This window comes from Bacteroides sp. UBA939 (assembly GCF_002293435.1).
Taxonomy (GTDB): domain Bacteria; phylum Bacteroidota; class Bacteroidia; order Bacteroidales; family Bacteroidaceae; genus Bacteroides.
The window spans coordinates 1-16198 of record NZ_DBDF01000158.1 but is presented as its reverse complement, the minus strand read 5'-3'; the positions used below and the strand labels follow the sequence as shown (position 1 = coordinate 16198).

Sequence of the window (16198 nt, the reverse complement as noted above, 5' to 3'; positions counted from 1 at the left end):
GCGTCTAAAAAATATAGTATAAACTAATTATGAACAGCTACTTAACTTAATAGATATAACTTAATAGAATAAACTAATAGAATAACTTAATAGAAATCAATACTATACACTTATGTTAAAGAAAACTATCGCTGCATTAAGCCTACTCAGTATCTTTGCAGCATGTCAGAATGATGAGAACGAGACCCCTCAGCCGGAACCCAAACCGCGTAAAGACATCTCGCTAACCCGTGCAGAACAAGAAATGTTGGAAGCAGGTACTGATTTTGCCTTCCATTTCTTCGGCCAGGTGTGCAGCACAGAAGCAAGAAAGCCCAATGTGTTTGTCTCTCCGCTGAGCGCTTCGCTTTGTTTGTCAATGATTACTAACGGGGCTTGGGGCAATACACTTACTGAAATGCAGGACGTGCTGGGATTCCCCGCCGCATCTTTCTCTCTCGACGACTTGAATAATTATAACCGGAAACTGACCACCGCTTTACTGGATCTGGACAACACCACCCAGTTGGGAATAGCCAACTCCATCTGGGTGAAGCAAGGCTTTAAGGTTTTTGACTCTTTTGTGGATGTGAATAAGAAAAAGTATGACGCCCGTGTACAGGAACTTGACTTTGCATCTCCCAAAGCGAAAGATGTAATCAACCAATGGTGTGCCGAGCAGACGAATAATTGTATAAAGAAAGTCATCGAGGAGATACCTGAAGATGCACGCATGTATTTGATTAATGCACTTTACTTCAAAGGAATCTGGAGGAGCCAATTCCGGAAGTCGGATACTCGCCAGGAGAACTTTACCAACTCCGATGGCATTGAGCGGAAGGTAAATATGATGAATCAGACCGGAACGTTCAATTATGTCCATAACACTGCATTCGCCATAGCGGAACTTCCATACGGTAACGAGGCTTTCAGCATGGTGGTATTATTGCCCGCCGAAGGCAAGACGCTGGACGAGAGCCTGGCTGAACTGACTTCCGGTAACTGGAAAGAGTGGGGCGAGAGCCTGTACGGCAGGGAGTTACAGGTTAAGCTTCCCCGTTTCAAAGTGGAGTATGACAAAAGTCTCATAGGAGACATGGTTGCTATGGGGATGCAAGATGCTTTTGATAAACACAGAGCTGATTTCTCCAAAATGTCGGAGGAGAATTTATTTATCGGTCTTCTGCAACAGTTCACTTATGTCAATGTAGATGAAGAAGGAACTGAGGCCGCAGCAGTAACAATAGGTGGAATGATGACAACTTCTGTCGGTCCTTCTACCCCTATTCCTTTCTATGTCGATCGTCCTTTTGCTTTCATGATAAAGGAAAAAAGTACAGGGGCGATTCTCTTTATGGGGAAGATTACGGAACTATAATGTAATGTAATTTGGAAACATTCGTAATGTAATTGGAATTATCCGTAATGTAATTTGGAATTATCTGGAATGCAATTTGGAATCATCCGAAACTTCCGAAGCATGATTTTTCTTGTATTGAAACCCGTTATCCTGTAAAGTAGCTCAACTACCTACTGGTAGTTGGTCAATTACTTAGTAGTAGTTGAGCCACTCTGAGGAGTTCTATGAGACTTGCTAATCACTAACCACTAATCACTAACCACTAATCACTAACCACTAACCACATCTTACAGATAAATACAAAGCGCTCCCCTCTCTTTCATAGAGATGCAGGGAATAGCCAAACGGGAACACTCTTCTTTAAGTGTATTGCATCGATAATCAGAAAGAGATATATCCAGAATGACAGCTCGGATACGAAAGAGAGAAGTTAACCTTTCTATATCACCGGCATACCCGCCGGAGATATATAAATAATCAATGATCAAGGGATACTCAGACGTCTTATTTTGCCAACGGTCATCATGAAGCAGGCAAATACGTTTCCCGGCATAAGAAACTATACGGTCACGAAAAGTAAAACCGGAAGTATGGTAATCCTCAGTTAATGTTTCAGGAGCAGCAAGCCGCTGCCGGTTCCAATGGGGTGCAAGTGTACGATGGTAACGGAAAGTATCCGGCAAAGTATCGGCGCAAGCCAGCCAAGACCGCCCTTCATCCGTAAGGCAATATACCGCCGGACAACCACGCACATTATAAAAAGCAATACTTCGCCGGGGAGTCGAAAAACTACCTGAAACTGTGTGATAGGATACCAAAAGTAACAAACAACATAGCGGTATATACACACTACGCGCACTACGCACAGCAAAACTTCGCAAAAGGAATAACAGGAAAAGATAAAAGAGTACAAGTTCCCAAACGTCAACCCAAAGACCATCCACAGAAGATAAAGGTAATTGCTCTATCCATCGCAGACCCTCATTCTGGGCATTCACCAAACCTTTGACTACTGTAGCAAGCCATTGTTGTACAATAGGGAAAGGTGTAAGCGCCAGCATGAGAACAGCAGAATACAGAATCAATGTCACCATTGGAATCACCCAAAGGTTGGTTAAGAGGAAATGGGTAGAAAACCGGGAGAAATAAAAGATTATCAAAGGGGCCGCACCTATTTGCGCAGCAACGGAAACTGTAAGTAACCCCCAAATGTAACGCGGAATACGACGCTTTACAGGAATCAACTTATAAAGCCCGGGCTGTATCAATAAAAGAGAAGATACCGCAACAAAAGATAGTTGAAAACCTACATCAAACAGCCAAAGGGGATTATAGACTAACATCAGGAAAGCGGTAGCCGCCAGTGTATTCAGAGTCAATGGCTTCTCCCGTTGCAGACAGGAAACCCCCAACAAAGAAAACATAATGACTGAACGAACCACGGAAGGAGAGAAGCCTGTAAAGAAAGCAAACCCCCATAAAAGGAGAATGATAATAAGAATACCGAAAGGCTTGAAAAAAGAACAACGTCTCCACAGCAGGGACAGTAGAAAAAAGAATAGGGCATAAAGAAAGCCGATATGAAGTCCCGAAAGTGCCAGTACATGACTGGCTCCCGCTACCGAATAGGTTTCCCGGATATCTTCACTTAAATTATCCTTGTCACCAACGGTAAGCGCTGAAAGTACTGCAAGATTGTCATCCTGAAAACCTAAACGACGATATAAGCTTACCACCTTCTCGCGATAATCCGAAGCAACCTGCATAAAGGTACGGGAAGTATTGTATCCGGTCACCCGCCAATGTCCGGCAGGAATATATGCCGTAGCACTTCCTCCTTTGCGGATGAAGTAACGGACATAATCAAACTCGTCAGGATTACCATTATTGGCAGGAGGGGAGAGGCGTGCATGTACCCAAAGCTTATCTCCTCTGTTTAATGCAGCGGCGGCGGAATCTTTCGGGAAGTATAATAAAACGGTGTTGTCATATTCTTCATTTGCCACCGCTTTATCTCCAATCCGTCCTTCCAGCCGGGTGCGGCATAAGATACTTCGTTCCTTTGCTTCCGGTCGTTCCTGAATAACCACTTGGTAGACGGATGCTTCACCGGAAAAAGGAAAATCCGTCCGATGCAGACATGCCTCTACCATACCGGCTCCTAAACCGAAACAACAAACAAAGACTGAAACACCATACAACCAGTGGAAACGGTATCTGTTGGAAAAGCGATAAGCAAGAAAGAGTAAAACAACGCCTGCCGTACAAATCCAAAACGGGAAAAGGCCGGAAAGCAGATGGGAAATTTTCACCGGGACATCCGGTAATGATTCTCCCCGCTGTCCAAAGAAGTGTGCATCGCCATACGCGATGCCAACAGCAAACGGTATCAGAAGTCGTAAGAAAGGATACCGTTGCAGGCCTTTAATTGTCAATTGAATAAGGGAATTAAAGATTCTTCAACGAATGTATCACTCCCTCGGGGTCGGAAGCAGCGAACACTGCGTTTCCGGCAACCAGCACATCAGCTCCGGCAGCTATCAAACGGGCGCCCGTTTCCATATTTACACCGCCATCCACCTCAATCAGAGTTTTCGAGCCGGTGCTGTCTATCAAGGCGCGCAACTCACGCACTTTTTCAATGGAATGTTCAATAAACTTCTGACCGCCAAAACCGGGATTCACGCTCATAAGCAACACCATGTACACGTCTTGGATAATATCTTTCAGCATTGATACAGGGGTAGCCGGATTAAGTGTAACGGCAGGTTGCATACCGGCTTCACGTATCTGTTGCACTACACGGTGCAGGTGAGGACAGGCTTCATAGTGCACATTCATTGTATGTGCTCCCAGGGCTTTCACTTCATCAATGAACCTCTCAGGTTGTACAATCATCAGATGTACATCCAGAGGTTTCTTTGAAATCTTTACCACATGTTTCAATACGGGAAAGCCGAAAGATATGTTTGGAACAAACACGCCATCCATTACATCAATGTGAACCCAGTCGGCTTCACTACGGTTCAGCATTTCCAAATCCTTCGCCAGGTAAGCGAAATCCGCGGACAAAATAGAAGGAGATATGATTGGTTTCATATTACAACACATTTCATAATGTTACGTTATAGATACAACGCACAAATGTAGTCAAAAGGTTTCATTCATCCTAATATAATTCCTTGCAAGCCTTGCGGAAGCTGTGGTATCGCCCGATAATTTCGCGCAAAGCTGCGGAGTAAAGCTAACGTTTTCGCGGAAGGTTGCGGACACTCGCCGGATGCCATGTTACCGGGTTCATGCGGTTTGGCGGATGAAGAAGAAAAAGAAGGAGTAATTTTTTTATCCATAGGCTATTTATATAGTTGATTGATTACGGAAATATGTTATTCCTATTCAGGAGTTGAGGTGGTGTTAAAAGTAAAACTCTTGAATTATGAATAATACGAGTTACACGTTAAAAACGAAAGAAAAGGAGAAATAGTATATTTATTAGCAAAATTAATGCAAGAAAAGTGCTTCACTCTAAAAGAAATCTATCCGCACTTTTGTTTGTGAGATTGTTTATTCCATAGTAAGAGAGATGCCATGCTTTTCCGCCATCCGTCGCAGGTTCAGTATTGCATAGCGCATTCTGCCCAAAGAAGTATTGATGCTGACTCCCGTCATTTCCGCTATCTCCTTGAAACTGAGTTCCTGATAGTAGCGCATGTGTACCACTTCGCGTTGTTCATCCGGCAAATGATTCATCAATCGGCGTACGTCCGAAAGAATCTGCACGTTCACAATTTCCGATTCGATGGTATCTTCGGAAAGGCGGATGTTATTCAGTAGGTTTCGTTCTTCTTCATCACAGGACACTATATTCTCCTGCTTTTCCTGACGGAAACAGTCAATGATAAGATTGTGGGCTATGCGCGTGAGCCACGCCGGAAATTTACCGTTTTCATTGTAACGGCCTTGCTGAATGGTAATGATAGCTTTCGTGAAGGTTTCCTGGAAGATGTCTTCTGCCAGTTCCACATTGCGTACCGTATAGTAAATATACGAGTAAAGACGGTTCTTATGACGGTTCAACAGGATATCGAATGCCTCATTATTACCTTGTGCATAAAGGGCTACCAACGTTTCGTCGGCAACATTTGTTTGTATGTTCATTACGTGCGTTTTTAGTTTTCAGCGTAATGTAGTCCGATAGGCATTCGATGTTTAGGAGTTAATAATACGCAAAGAAAATAAAATTTGGGAGAAAGAACAAGAATATGAATGATAATTTAGCAGTGTATTAATCAGAACACAGCTATTAATCTGTGAAATCCGTGAAATCTGCGTCTAAAATATCATCCGAAACTCCTCCGTCAATCGGAAGCCACGCAAAAGTTCATCTGTTTTCAGTCGCTTCTTGCCGGGTAGTTGCAAAGACCGGATACCGATAAAACCGTCTGTTGCAGCTATGCGGATATAAGTTTTGCCATCTGTCTGCAAAGTACCGGGAGACAGTTGATGGGCTTCGATGATCTTTTCCGTTTCAAATATCTTCACTACCACCGCTTCTCCGTCAAGCTGAGCCAGTTCCGACCAGGCAGTGGGGTAAGGAGACAAGCCACGGATGAAGTCATAAATACGTTTCACCGGTTGGTTCCAGTCAATGCGGCAAGTTTCTTTGAAGATTTTTGGGGCAGGACGCAACTCACCTGCAACAGCCATTTCTTCCTGAGGGATGGGTTTCACGGCGTCATTCAATATGGCATCTACAGTCTCGGTTACCAACTCTCCGCCACGCTTCATCAGCCTGTCATGCACAATTCCCACATCATCCGTATCGGCAATGGGAATGCGAACTTGCTGAATAACTTCCCCCGTATCTATTTCATGACTCAGGAAGAAAGTTGTGATACCCGTTTCCGTATCTCCATTGATAACAGCCCAGTTGATGGGAGCCGCTCCACGGTATTGGGGCAAAAGGGAAGCATGAAGATTGAATGTTCCCAAACGGGGCATGTTCCACACCACCTCGGGCAGCATGCGGAAAGCTACAACAATCTGCAAATCAGCCTTCCATTGGCGCAACGATTCAAGGAAAGCCTCATCTTTCAGTTTTTCGGGTTGCAACAAAGGGAGATGATACTCCAGTGCATATTGCTTCACAGGAGAGAACTGGAGTTTATGTCCCCGTCCGGCAGGTTTATCGGGCATGGTGATAACACCGGCTACATTGTAACCGCCTTCTACTAACCGCCGCAAGGGTTCTACCGCAAAGTCGGGAGTACCCATATAAACTATACGCAAATCTTCTTTCTTCATCATCTTTATATTAGGTTTCATTAATCTGTATTATTCATGCGAATCAGGAGTTAAAGGAGTTGTCTAACTCCTGCCCCGTGAATGATGCGAGCCTTATCACACACTATCTGCTCCGTATCAAGTCCGTACCAACTCCGTACCCGCTCCGTATAAGGGTACCTTTATACGGAGAAGGTACGGAGTTGGTAATGCTTTGACACGGTCCTGGTACGGAGCGGACACGGTTTTGGTACGGTTTTAGTACGGCGATAACTCTTGAGCGAAGTGATAACTCCTTTAACTCCTCATAATCCCTACTGTATGAATAACGCAGGTTAATTCTATTGAAAATTAGTCCTCAGAGAAATGCACCAATACCTGACGGTAGGAATTAAATATCTTCGACTTGGAAACAAATCCCAGATAATGTCCCTGCTCATCTACAACGGGGAGATTCCACGCCTTTGTATCGTCAAATATACGCATCACTTGCTCCATACTGTCCGTATCATACAGGCGTGCCGGAGTAGCCGTCATCAGCTTGCCCACCGTGAAACGATGGTACAACTCCTGCCGGAACATGATGTTGCGGATATCATCCAAAGTCACGATACCAATCAATATCCCGGTGTTGTCCGTTACTGGGAATATGTTGCGGCTGGAAGCGGATATTACCTTTACCAGTTCACCCAAATCCATTTCGGGATGAACAACTACGAAATCTTTCTCCACCACATTTTCCATTTTCATCAGCGTCAACACTGCCTTGTCTTTGTGATGTGTCAGCAGTTCGCCTTTTTTTGCCAAACGCATGGAGTAGATGCTATGAGGCTCAAAAACAATAATCGTCAGGTAAGAACTGACAGATACAATCATCAACGGCAAGAACAGGTCGTATCCTCCCGTCAACTCGGCTATCAGAAAAACTCCCGTCAACGGGGCATGCATCACACCGCTCATCACGCCTGCCATACCCATCAGGGCAAAGTTCTTTTCGGGCAGATAATAGGAGAAATCGAACTTGTTGCTGAAAAAGGAAAAGACGAAACCTGCGATACATCCCAGAAACAAAGAGGGTGCAAAGATACCACCGCAACCGCCACCGCCATTCGTTGCACAGGATGCGAATACCTTAAACAGGATAATCAAAATGAGATAAACCAGCAGCAAACTACCATTCCCATAGAAGAATGAATTGTTCATCACCGTATCCCAATCGGCATTGGAGGTACCGTTCAGCAGTAGATTAATGGTATCGTAACCTTCGCCGTATAGCGGCGGGAAAAGGAAAATCAGTATGCTCAGCATTATGCCACCCAGAACCAACTTCTGATAAGGGTTTTTCAGTTTGCCGAATGCGCCTTCTACAGAACTCATGGCACGGGTGAAGTAAAGTGAAATCAACCCGCAGATAATGCCCAACATGATAACATAAGGAATGCGCTCCATCTCGAACGCCTGGTCGAGGTTGAACTTAAACATTGCTTCCGTGCCGGTAGTGATATATGAAACGGTGGCGGCCGTGACCGCTGAAATCAGTAACGGGAGCAAGGAAGACATGGTAAGGTCTATCATCAGTACTTCCAGCGTAAATACCAGTCCGGCAATGGGAGCCTTGAAGATACCGGCAACGGCGCCTGCGGCGCCACATCCTACCAGAAGCATCAACGTGCGATGTTCCATTTTGAAGATGCTTCCCAGGTTAGAGCCGATGGCCGAACCCGTCAGCACGATGGGCGCCTCTGCTCCGACCGAACCGCCGAATCCGATTGTTATGGAGCTGGCAATCATGGACGACCACGTATTATGCCTTTTGATGCGCCCCTGTCTCCGGGAAATGGAATAAAGGATTTTTGTGACTCCGTGGCTGATGTCGTCCTTCACTATATAGCGCACAAATAATCCTGCCAGAAAGATACCCACCACCGGATAAACCAGATAAAGGTAGTTGGCTTCCGTCGTATTGAAATTGTCCGTCAGGAAATTCTGTATCCAATGAATCAACATCTTCAACATCAAAGCTGCAATAGCCGTAAAGATACCGACAAGAAAGCTGAGTATCAGGATAAAATGCTTTTCCTTGATATTCTTCTCGCGCCATAAGAGAAAGCGCTGAAACAGACTTTTCTTCCCTTTTTCCATATACCAGATGCTTTATCTTATTCGCGAATGATTTTAATAACTCCACCCTTGCCCAGCTTTATAATGCCGGAGGGTTTGGGGCGTTCCATTTCTGCCTGACGGTATTTCACCACGTAGTCCACCATAGATTTAAGTTCTTCGCTTATTTCGCTGAAGTTTCCCGGCGAAGGTTGCCCGCTTACATTAGCGGAAGTGGATACGATGGCTTTGCGGAATTGCCGGCAGAGACGTTTTGAAAATTCCTCGTTCGTTACCCGGATACCCACACTGCCGTCTTCGGCAAGCAGGTTAGGCGCCAGGTTGCGGGCGCCGGAATAGATAATGGTGATCGGTTTGTCCGCCAGTTCAATCAAATCCCAAGCCACATCCGGTACATCCTGCACATAGAAGTCCACTTTCACGGAAGAATCTACCAGTACCAGCATTGCCTTACTGTCCGAACGTTGCTTTATCTGATACACGCGCCGCACCGCTTCTTCGTTGGTAGCGTCACAACCTATACCCCAAATGGTGTCGGTGGGATACAGGATAACTCCGCCTTCGTTCATCACTTGACAGGCTTTTTTAATCTCTTCTATCATTTCCTGATGCATAAATACAATGATTAGCACGCAAAAGTAGTACTTTTGTACGATAATAAAAAGTTCTTTAACTGTTTAGTGGAGCAGTCCTTCTTCCCTTCGCTCGCAACACCTCCATAAAGTTGAAAATCGATTTTTATCTGCCATCTGCCACCTTTTTGCTCGTATCTATCTGATAATAAACAAATTGGAGCGTTGCAGATACCCGTTGCAGATGTGTGGCAGATACCTTATCTGCCACACATCTGCAACAGCTACATTTCCTGCACCGGATAAGTTGACGAAGAGTTTCATTCCATGTTGAAACTAAATGTTTCTCCTGCCGAAACAAAAAGTTTCATCCTATTGAAACTAAATGTATTTTACATAGGAACAAATGGTTTCAATACGATGAAACTAAATGTATTATATGTAGGAACAAAGAGTTTCAATACGATGAAACTAAATGTATTTCCTGCTGAAACTAAATGTATCACCCGATTCTATCCGCTAACATCCCCGGTATCAAGCGTATTCCTTTATAGTCTGTATCTAAATGTCTTTTGTGGATTACTGAAGAGTCCATAGAGAAGTACCAGGACAATAATGGTGCTGTATTCATGAGCATATATGAATTTTTGTTTGATGAAAAAAGCCTGGTTATATAACATGAGAGATGATCGGAACAACTCCGGTTTTCGGTATCTGGTTTGTGATTAATTACTTCCCGTGCTACCATCCGATAGCATCGAAACTTTTATTTTAGTATCTTTTATTACTTTATTTCGCAATTCTCTAAGAAATAATTGCTATTTTCGTGCGTTTTTTTGAAAAACAGACCGAATATATAATAATTTGTAATATGGAAAATCTCAGTACAGCGCTTCTGCTGATGGTAGTGGGAATGACGACGGTGTTCGCTATCCTGCTGATTGTAATCTACTTAGGTAAAGGACTTATCCTGCTGGTGAATAAATATGCACCCGAAGATGTGGCGAGGGATAAGAAAGTGGCTCAAGGTGTTGCCGCTATTCCCGGAAATGTTTTAGCTGCTATCGGCGCTGCTGTAACAGTGGTGACGCAGGGCAAGGGTAAAGTGGCTAAAGTTGAGAAAATCTGATTATAATTAAGTAGATAACAGGTAAATGATGAATTTTAATTAAAAAACACACACGTATTTAATTAGTATGAAAAAAGAGATTAAGTTTAGTCTGGTGTTCAGGGATATGTGGCAAAGTGCCGGAAAATATGTACCCCGTGTAGACCAGTTGGTAAAAGTTGCTCCCGCTATTGTTGAAATGGGCTGTTTCGCCCGCGTAGAAACCAATGGCGGCGGTTTTGAACAGGTAAATTTATTGTTTGGTGAGAATCCTAATAAGGCTGTGCGCGCATGGACGAAACCATTCCATGAAGCAGGTATACAAACACACATGCTGGACCGTGCATTGAATGGTCTACGCATGAGTCCCGTACCGGCAGATGTCCGCAAGCTATTTTATAAGGTAAAGAAAGCACAGGGAACAGACATCACGCGTACGTTCTGCGGATTGAATGACGTTTCCAATATTGCTCCTTCCATCACTTATGCCAAAGATGCGGGAATGATTTCGCAATGTTCGCTCTGTATCACACATTCCCCTATCCATACGGTGGAATATTACACTGACATGGCGCTGGAACTTATTAAACTGGGTGCCGACGAAATCTGTATCAAGGATATGGCAGGTATCGGACGTCCGGTATCGCTGGGCAAGATTGTAGCTAATATCAAAGCTGCCCATCCTGAAATTCCTATCCAGTATCATAGCCATGCAGGCCCCGGTTTCAATATGGCAAGCATCCTCGAAGTATGCGAGGCGGGTTGCGATTACATCGATGTAGGTATGGAACCCTTGTCATGGGGTACAGGACATGCCGACTTGCTCAGTGTGCAGGCCATGTTGAAGGATGCCGGTTTCCAGGTACCTGAAGTCAACATGGAAGCATACATGAAAGTGCGTGCGCTTGTTCAGGAATTTATGGACGACTTCCTTGGTTTGTACATCAGCCCGAAGAACCGTTTGATGAACTCCCTGCTGATTGGCCCCGGATTGCCGGGCGGTATGATGGGTAGTTTGATGGCAGACCTGGAAACTAACCTGGAGTCTATTAATAAGTATAAGGCAAAACGCAACCTGCCGTTCATGACGCAGGATCAGTTGCTTATCAAGCTGTTCAACGAAGTAGCTTATGTATGGCCGCGCGTAGGTTATCCTCCGTTGGTGACTCCTTTCAGCCAGTACGTCAAGAACCTGGCAATGATGAATGTGATTGCTATGGAGAAAGGTAAGGAACGCTGGGGTATGATTGCCGACGATATCTGGGATATGTTGCTGGGTAAAGCCGGTAAGTTGCCGGGTACGTTAGCTCCCGAAATCATAGAGAAAGCAGAACGCGAAGGCCGTAAGTTCTTTACCGGAAATCCGCAGGATAACTATCCCGATTCGCTCGACAAGTATCGCAAGATGATGAAAGAGAATAAGTGGGAACTGGGTCAGGACGATGAAGAACTCTTCGAATATGCCATGCACCCGGCACAATACGAAGCCTACAAGAGCGGCAAAGCGAAGGAAGACTTCCTGGCAGACGTGGAAAAACGGAAAGCAGAACTCAATAAGTCTCCGTTGGATGACGCCAAACCGAAAACCCTTACCGTGCAGGTGGACGGACAGGCTTATCGCGTAACAGTGGCTTACGGCGACATCGACTTGCCGGCAGACGCTACCGCCAAAGTAGACGCACCCATAGGCGAAGGTCAGGATGTGATTGCTCCGCTGGAAGGCAAATTCTTCCTGACGAAGAATACGCAGGAAACTCCGCTGAAGGTAGGTGACAAGGTGAAGAAAGGCGATTTGCTTTGCTATATCGAAGCCATGAAGACTTACAATGCCATTCGTGCCGACTTTGACGGAACAGTGACTGCCATTTGCGCCACTCCGGGTGATACTATTTCAGAAGATGATGTATTAATGAAGATAGGATAAGCGGCGATGGAAGAAATATTTGCAAAACTCTACGATATGACGGCGTTCAGCAATATCATTGCTAATCCGTCGTTTCTGGTGATGTATGCCATTGCTTTCATCCTGTTGTATCTGGGTATCAAGAAGCATTATGAACCTTTGCTGCTGGTGCCTATCGCCTTCGGTGTACTCATAGCCAACTTCCCCGGCGGCGAGATGGGTGTTATCCAGGCGGATGAGAACGGAATGGTGATGGTGAACGGAATAGCGAAGAATATCTGGGACATGCCGTTGCATGAGATAGCGCACGACCTGGGGCTGATGAACTTCATCTACTACATGTTGATTAAGACAGGTTTCCTGCCACCTATTATCTTTATGGGTGTGGGTGCTCTGACGGACTTCGGGCCGATGCTCCGCAACCTGCGTCTTTCTATTTTCGGTGCGGCGGCACAGTTGGGTATCTTCACTGTGTTGCTGGCGGCTGTTATGATAGGCTTTACGCCGCAAGAGGCTGGTGCACTGGGCATTATCGGTGGTGCTGACGGTCCTACGGCAATCTTTACGACTATCAAGCTGGCTCCCCATTTGCTGGGTCCTATTGCCATTGCGGCATACTCGTACATGGCTCTGGTGCCGGTAATTATTCCGCTGGTGGTGAAACTGCTTTGCTCCAAGAAGGAACTGATGATTAATATGAAGGAACAGGAGAAACTCTATCCTTCGAAGACTGACATCAAGAACCTGCGTGTACTGAAGATAATTTTCCCGATTGCGGTAACTACGGTTGTAGCCCTCTTTGTGCCGACGGCAGTGCCTTTGGTGGGTATGTTGATGTTCGGTAACCTGATTAAGGAAATCGGTTCGGATACGAGCCGTCTGTTTGATGCGGCTGCCAATAGCATTATGAATGCGGCAACCATCTTCCTGGGGTTGAGTGTAGGTGCTACGATGACGAGCGAAGCATTCCTGAACTGGACAACTATCGGTATTGTAGTAGGTGGATTCCTTGCGTTTGCACTTTCTATTTCGGGAGGTATTTTCTTTGTGAAGCTGTTCAATGTGTTCAGCAAGAAGAAAATTAATCCGCTGATTGGTGCAACGGGGTTGAGCGCTGTGCCGATGGCAAGTCGTGTATGCAATGAGATTGCGACAAAGTATGATCCGAAGAACCATGTATTGAATTACTGTATGTCCAGCAATATCTCCGGCGTTATCGGTTCGGCGGTGGCGGCGGGCGTACTGATTTCGTTCTTGGGATAAGATTTTGAATTATGAATTTTGAATTTTGAATTATGAATGGCTGCGCGATGAAAGCCATTCATAATTCATAATTCATAATTCATAATTCATAATTCAACTCCCTGCCCTCCTTCAAACTATACACATTTTCATAAATCTGTATACTCAGCTCCTCTCCGGCAATGAGCGAAATACTTATCTCTTTACCCACGCGTATGTGCAGCGTGCGCCCCCTGTAGTTCACTTTGAAAGAGTAACTTTTCCAGTTATCCGGAATGACGGGTGAGAAAGAAAGCATCTTATTCAGTACCTGCATACCGGCAAAGCCACGTACAATGGCGAGCCAACTACCCGGCATACTTGTGATATGCAGTCCCTGATGCGTTTCGTTGTTATAGTCGTCCAGGTCGAGACGAGTGGCATGAAGGAAGAGCTGATACGCCTTCTCCACTTTACCGATGCGGGCGGCAAGGATGGCGTGGATGTGCGGAGAGAGCGATGACTCATGCACCGTCATGCCCTCATAGAATTCAAAATTACGGCGGATGGTCTCTTCGTCGAAATGCGAATGATACAGATACAGTCCCAGCAGAACGTCACTCTGCTTGATGTAGCACGACCGCAGAATACGATCCCATGACCAGTGCTGGTTGATGGGGCGTTCTTCGGGCGGAATGGCGTCCGTGCTTTCCAGTACCTTGTCCAGATAGCCGTCGTGTTGTACGAAGATTCCCAGTTCCTTGTCCTCAGGCAGGTACATGCGGTCGATGATGTCACGCCAACGTTCGGCCTCTTCCTGCTGGCGGAGGTTGGTGGCGCGGCGTACGCGGGCGTAGTCGTTGGGATATTCTCCGGCAATGGCTTCAAGGTACTTCAACGTCATCCGTAGGCATTGCACGCACGAGTAGTTGGTGTACCAATTGTTGTCTACGTTGTTTTCGTACTCGTCAGGCCCAGTGACGCCCAGTATCACGTACTTCTGCTTCGGCGTCGAGAACGATACACGCTGGCTCCAGAAGCGGGAGATGGCAATCATCACTTCCAGTCCGTACTTGGCGATGTAGTTTTTGCTGCCCGTCATTGCGGCGTGTTGCGTAATGGCGTAGACGATGATGTTGTTGCGGTGAATCTCCTCGAAGGTGATTTCCCATTCGCTGTGGCATTCTTCGCCGTTGCTGGTTACCTGCGGGAAGAGTGCGGCGCCATCCTTGAAGCCCAGTTTGCGGGCATTCTCTATTGCCTTTGGCAGTTGGTTGTAGCGGTACGTCAGGAGGTTCTTCACAATCTCCCTTGGCGTGGAGAGTTGGAAGAAGGGCACGCAGCAGAGTTCTGTGTTCCAGTAGGTGTTTCCGCCGTACTTCTCGCCGGTGAATCCTTTAGGGCCGATGTTGAGGCGCGGGTCATCTCCGCGGTAGGTCTGGCATAGCTGGAAGATGTTGTAGCGGATGCCCTGCTGTGCTTCCGGGTCGCCTTCGATGGTTACGTCCATTTCATTCCATATATCTGCCCAGGCTTGCAGGTGGTGGCTGACTAATGTGTCCCAACCGGTGGTTTTCGCCTGCTGGGCTTGGGCGATGGAGTGGTCTATGAGGTTCTGTCGTTCGTAATAGAGCGAGGTGGTGATGGCGGTGTATTTGATGAGCGTGATGTTGTCTCCCGGTTTCATGCCTGCACCGAGACTGAATCCGGCTTGTTGTTCCTTTTCAATTCGTATGGGGTTGGCTACGGTTTCTTTGCCGTTCTTGAGGAACTGGTAGGTCATGGCGTAGCACACTTGTGCGTCTTCGCGCCGGGTTTGTGTCCAGAGGTAGGCACAGTCTTTGGTGGCGCCGGAGCGGAGGATGTTCCATATCTTCTCGTTCGGTTCGTCGTCCTTGTTTGTTACGATGGCGTTGAGGGAGGGTACGAGGGATGCTTTTCCGGTATAGTTGATGGAGGTGACGTTGTATTTTATTATGCATAGGTCGGGATGCGCCATGTTGTTGATGTGCTCCACGTGTATGCGCAGCCGGTTTCCTTTGGGTGAGGTTACTTCTACGTCGCGGTAGGCGATGCCGACTTTCATGTCGAGCCGTCGGTTGAAGGTGTTTACGTCCCATTGGGCGAGGTCTAATTCTTCGTCAATGAGTCGCAGGCTGATGTGCGACCAGTCTGCTGCGTTGGGTATGCGGCTGTAGAAAACCGGGAATCCGTTCTTCCACCATCCTACGCGTGTCCTGTCCAGAAAGGTGACACCTGCTACGAATGAACCGCGGTATGAGTCGCTCGAATAAGGCTCTTCGAAGTTTCCCCGTTGTCCGAATCGCCCGTTTCCAAGGCTGAATATGCTTTCGGACATTCGCAGGTTGTCGGCATTAAAGTTGTCTTCGATAATGTTCCATTCGTCAGTCTTCAGGTATCTTTTCATGGCATGTATGTCTCTTTATGGTTACAGCCGTAAAGATAGAAAGAATAGGAGGAAAAAGAAATATTTTGAGGGATAAATGAGTTGGGGGTGGTGGTGTTGGGCTAGATGCCAGTAATGCTGAAATCTCTTTGTCATTACTCATTGAGATCTCTTGTCTTAATGATGATGCAAGAATAACATTTTTATTATTAGAGCCTGTTTAAATTTTCCTCAAAAAGTTTTT

13 protein-coding genes are annotated in these 16198 nt (G+C 46.0%); 4 read left to right on the top strand and 9 right to left on the bottom strand.

From position 1 onward, the window contains the following. Positions 1-112 precede the first annotated feature (112 nt). Positions 113-1357 carry a serpin family protein gene (locus B2Z67_RS09910; RefSeq protein ID WP_291529666.1) on the top strand — a complete coding sequence of 415 codons (1245 nt, stop codon included), beginning with the start codon at positions 113-115 and terminating at the stop codon, positions 1355-1357. A gap of 269 nt (positions 1358-1626) precedes the next feature. Here B2Z67_RS09910 and B2Z67_RS09905 read toward each other — a convergent pair whose 3' ends face one another. The 8 genes from B2Z67_RS09905 to B2Z67_RS09870 form a co-directional block, all read right to left on the bottom strand. Beyond that, entirely contained in the window at positions 1627-3729 is a 2103-nt protein-coding gene (locus B2Z67_RS09905; protein WP_414630799.1) for a ComEC/Rec2 family competence protein, read from the bottom strand. Positions 3730-3787: 58 nt separating this feature from the next. Continuing rightward, the gene (gene rpe / locus B2Z67_RS09900; protein WP_291529664.1) at positions 3788-4438 is read right to left on the bottom strand and encodes a ribulose-phosphate 3-epimerase; all 651 of its coding nucleotides are present in this window, start codon (positions 4436-4438) and stop codon (positions 3788-3790) included. A gap of 65 nt (positions 4439-4503) precedes the next feature. After that, a complete protein-coding gene (locus B2Z67_RS09895) occupies positions 4504-4689 on the bottom strand; it encodes a hypothetical protein (RefSeq protein WP_291529663.1) in 186 nt (61 codons plus the stop codon). Positions 4690-4903: 214 nt separating this feature from the next. Then, positions 4904-5497: an RNA polymerase sigma factor gene (locus B2Z67_RS09890; protein ID WP_291529662.1), complete on the bottom strand. Its 594-nt coding sequence runs from the start codon at positions 5495-5497 to the stop codon at positions 4904-4906. A 174-nt stretch (positions 5498-5671) separates the two neighbouring features. After that, on the bottom strand, positions 5672-6646 hold the full coding sequence (gene fmt, locus B2Z67_RS09885) for a methionyl-tRNA formyltransferase (RefSeq protein WP_291529661.1): 975 nt from the start codon (positions 6644-6646) through the stop codon (positions 5672-5674). A gap of 327 nt (positions 6647-6973) precedes the next feature. Next, entirely contained in the window at positions 6974-8764 is a 1791-nt protein-coding gene (locus tag B2Z67_RS09880) for a chloride channel protein (protein ID WP_291529660.1), read from the bottom strand. 17 nt (positions 8765-8781) lie between these two features. Further along, positions 8782-9345, bottom strand: coding sequence for an L-threonylcarbamoyladenylate synthase (locus tag B2Z67_RS09875; protein WP_291529659.1), 564 nt, complete (start codon positions 9343-9345; stop codon positions 8782-8784). 168 nt (positions 9346-9513) lie between these two features. Beyond that, positions 9514-9639, bottom strand: coding sequence for a hypothetical protein (locus tag B2Z67_RS09870; RefSeq protein WP_291529658.1), 126 nt, complete (start codon positions 9637-9639; stop codon positions 9514-9516). Positions 9640-10186: 547 nt separating this feature from the next. Here B2Z67_RS09870 and B2Z67_RS09865 point away from each other — a divergent pair. The 3 genes from B2Z67_RS09865 (at position 10187) to B2Z67_RS09855 (ending at position 13589) form a co-directional block, all read left to right on the top strand. Further along, positions 10187-10444 (top strand): OadG family protein, encoded by a 258-nt coding sequence (locus B2Z67_RS09865; RefSeq protein ID WP_291529657.1) that lies wholly within the window; start codon positions 10187-10189, stop codon positions 10442-10444. A gap of 67 nt (positions 10445-10511) precedes the next feature. Continuing rightward, the gene (locus tag B2Z67_RS09860) at positions 10512-12347 is read left to right on the top strand and encodes a biotin/lipoyl-containing protein (protein WP_291529656.1); all 1836 of its coding nucleotides are present in this window, start codon (positions 10512-10514) and stop codon (positions 12345-12347) included. Between the two features lie 6 nt (positions 12348-12353). Beyond that, positions 12354-13589 carry a sodium ion-translocating decarboxylase subunit beta gene (locus B2Z67_RS09855; RefSeq protein WP_291529655.1) on the top strand — a complete coding sequence of 412 codons (1236 nt, stop codon included), beginning with the start codon at positions 12354-12356 and terminating at the stop codon, positions 13587-13589. 79 nt (positions 13590-13668) lie between these two features. On the opposite strand, the gene B2Z67_RS09850 is transcribed toward B2Z67_RS09855, so the two are convergent. Beyond that, positions 13669-15975, bottom strand: coding sequence for a family 65 glycosyl hydrolase domain-containing protein (locus B2Z67_RS09850; protein WP_291529654.1), 2307 nt, complete (start codon positions 15973-15975; stop codon positions 13669-13671). Positions 15976-16198 lie beyond the last annotated feature (223 nt).